General features: G+C 40.9%; 3 protein-coding genes. 1 reads left to right on the top strand and 2 read right to left on the bottom strand.

Annotated features, from left to right (window positions below):
* Positions 1–111: 111 nt before the first annotated feature.
* A complete protein-coding gene (locus tag ACE5CV_RS08760) occupies positions 112–669 on the top strand; it encodes a hypothetical protein (RefSeq protein WP_374949791.1) in 558 nt (185 codons plus the stop codon).
* A gap of 17 nt (positions 670–686) precedes the next feature.
* Here ACE5CV_RS08760 and ACE5CV_RS08755 read toward each other — a convergent pair whose 3' ends face one another.
* Positions 687–2,009 carry a TIGR00341 family protein gene (locus tag ACE5CV_RS08755; protein ID WP_374949790.1) on the bottom strand — a complete coding sequence of 441 codons (1,323 nt, stop codon included), beginning with the start codon at positions 2,007–2,009 and terminating at the stop codon, positions 687–689.
* 2 nt (positions 2,010–2,011) lie between these two features.
* Positions 2,012–2,672 (bottom strand): cation:proton antiporter (locus tag ACE5CV_RS08750; protein WP_374949789.1); only part of this gene is annotated, 661 nt, incomplete at its 5' end.

Genomic DNA, 2,672 nt, shown 5'->3' with positions numbered 1-2,672 from the left:
GTTAAGATTATCTAAAGTTTCTGACAACATAATCGCTGATCTGCTTATCAAAACTTTTAGAATTATCCGCAGAATGGTTGACTAACTATACGGTTTTAGCTAAATTGAGCGATGAATTTTTTTAAGGGACTTATTGCAAGTTGTGCTATCAGCATCTTGACAATGATTTTTAGTAGTGGTGCCTACGCGCAATTTCCCGCGGCAATCAATAAAACGTCAGCAGGGTTTTTAATCGGTGTTCCAGTTGGAAAATCAACAGACAGGTATATTAACGGGTATGGATTTTCTGTGAAGTGGGAGCGGAACATTGCAAAGTCATTCAATTTTATCGGCTCTGCAGGGTATATGACCTTTCAGTACCGTGATGACATTAAAAAAAGGCTTGAAAATCTTGGAGAAGATGTACATGTGGATGGAGTTGTGCCGATAACAGTTGGTGGTCGATATTATTTCGGAGGAATCTATTACGCCGCTCTCGAAGCAGGAACTGCAGTGACAATTGGCGATAACATAACAACATCTTTCTCCTATGCGCCAAGCGTAGGCGTTTATCTCCCTTTCAACTCGCGCTATGGTGCAGACATTGGTGTAAAGTATGAACGCTGGCGACGAAGCACTGGTGAAGTTACCTTTGTTGGACTTAGGTTTGCTTTTGCATTGAGCAACTAACCGCTTTTGTACATCGTTTATCTCTGGAGCACCAATAACAGCGATTCAGCGGCCACTCTGTTTTTCAACCATAAACGCAGGCGCTCTTTTTCTTTGTTAGCCAGGTTACCTGACATATTGATTAATGCTACAGTTACTGTATCCATTCGATTTGAGTCGATGTTTTTTAGTTCAACGTTATTAATGGTAAATGATTTTAAATCTGGATACAGTGATTTAAGTTCTTTATCAAGTTTTGGAATGGGTCTGTTTAGCGCGTTGTAACTGTTTGATTTTTGTTTGGTCGAGTCGTCCTGATAAACAGCTTCCAATATACTGGCTTTGATCTGCGATATGTCGAGCTCGTTCTTCGCATTCAACCCCTGTCTGATGATTAATTTCGTTCCATTGAGTTTGTACGCTGGCATTTTTTTCTCTAAGGAATCAATTTGGAGTTTGTTGAGTTCATTACCCAGCAAGAGGAGGTCGATTTGATTTCCTTTTCGGCTGTATTTAAAAAGCTTAGAGATCACTTGTGTGTTTTTATAGTTCAGCTCATGCTCAATAAATGCCCTTGCATTGTTCTCAAAAATACTTTTATCTACAATCCTATAAGCGAGAAATACGCTTGGAGCTGCTGTTACCAGCACAATGATCAGGATATACCTGCTCACTTTCTTTTGGTAAGCCTCATCTCCGAAATCCTTTTTATGAAACTTTAAATATCTCACAATGAGAAGCGTGGCAACGCAAATGAAGATACTGTTTATGAAATATAAGTAAAGCGCACCAAGGAAAAAGTAGACGTTCCCTGAGGCTAACCCATAGCCTGCGGTACATAACGGAGGCATCAATGCCGTGGCGATGGCAACCCCTGGAATGACATTGCTTTTTTCCTTTCTTGTTGCCGCTATAATCCCTGCCAGACCACCCAAGGCGGCGATGAATACGTCCCAGATAGATGGAGACGTTCTTGAGAGGAGTTCTGAGGATGCCTCATGTAAGGGGGTAGCCCAAAAGTATAGCGTCGACGTTGCAATACTTATTATAGTTGCTATTGCTAAGTTTCTTGCACCTTTCTTTACCAGTTCAAAATCATTGATACCGATCCCTAAGCCAATACCCATGATTGGACCCATTAGTGGTGATACGAGCATTGCACCGATAATTACGGCGGTAGAATTCAAGTTCAAGCCTATAGATGCGATAAATATGGCGAAAATTAACGTCCACAAATTTGCACCCCGGAATTCAACGTTCCTTTTAATGGATTCTATTGTATCGGATTCTTCAGCATTATCTTCATGAAGGCTGAACCTGAAGGATATAAATTTCTTGAAGGCGGTAAAAATCTCATTCATCTTTAAAACTGTAATTTTTTAGCGAGTTTTCCTATAGTAAGTCCCTGTACTAATATAGAAAAGACCACAATAATATAAGTGATCAGTACAAATTGATCCCGGTGCATGGATGGTGTTAATGATAGTGCCAGTGCAACGGATATGCCACCCCGCAAGCCACCCCAGGTAAGCATGGTCACAGCGTTTTTCTCGAATTTTACTTTCTTCCGCAATATCGATACCGGAAGAATTACCGATATCCAGCGTGCCAGCAGCACTACTGCAATGCTGATTGTTCCAATTATAATTACCGTTGGCTCAATTTTTACGATTAACATTTCCAGGCCTATGAATAGAAAAAGCACAGCGTTTAAAATCTCATCTATCATTTCCCAGAATTTACCGAGATAGTCTCTGGTAAGATCAGACATTCCTTCTCGCTTCGATTTGTTACCGGTAATCAGACCGGCAATTACCATGGCTAATGGCCCTGATACGTGCATATGTCCAGCTAAATAATAGCCACCCATCACGATGGCGAGCGTAATCAAGACTTCTACTTTATAGTCGTCTATGGATTTTAGCGCCCAATACCCAATATAACCCAATAATGCGCCGAAGAGCAGTCCGCCTACCGCTTCTTCCATAAATAATTTCGCAATATCAAGACCGGATATTTCAGCA

It is taken from the genome of Mucilaginibacter sp., from assembly GCF_964263795.1.
Taxonomy (GTDB): Bacteria; Bacteroidota; Bacteroidia; order Sphingobacteriales; family Sphingobacteriaceae; genus Mucilaginibacter.
This window is presented reverse-complemented; position numbering and strand designations above follow the sequence as displayed.

Bases quoted from the DNA above. Each gene is read 5' to 3' on its own strand.
- ACE5CV_RS08760 (WP_374949791.1), top strand. From the start codon at position 112: ATGAATTTTTTTAAGGGACTTATTGCAAGTTGTGCTATCAGCATCTTG.
- ACE5CV_RS08755 (WP_374949790.1), bottom strand. From the start codon at position 2,009: ATGAATGAGATTTTTACCGCCTTCAAGAAATTTATATCCTTCAGGTTC.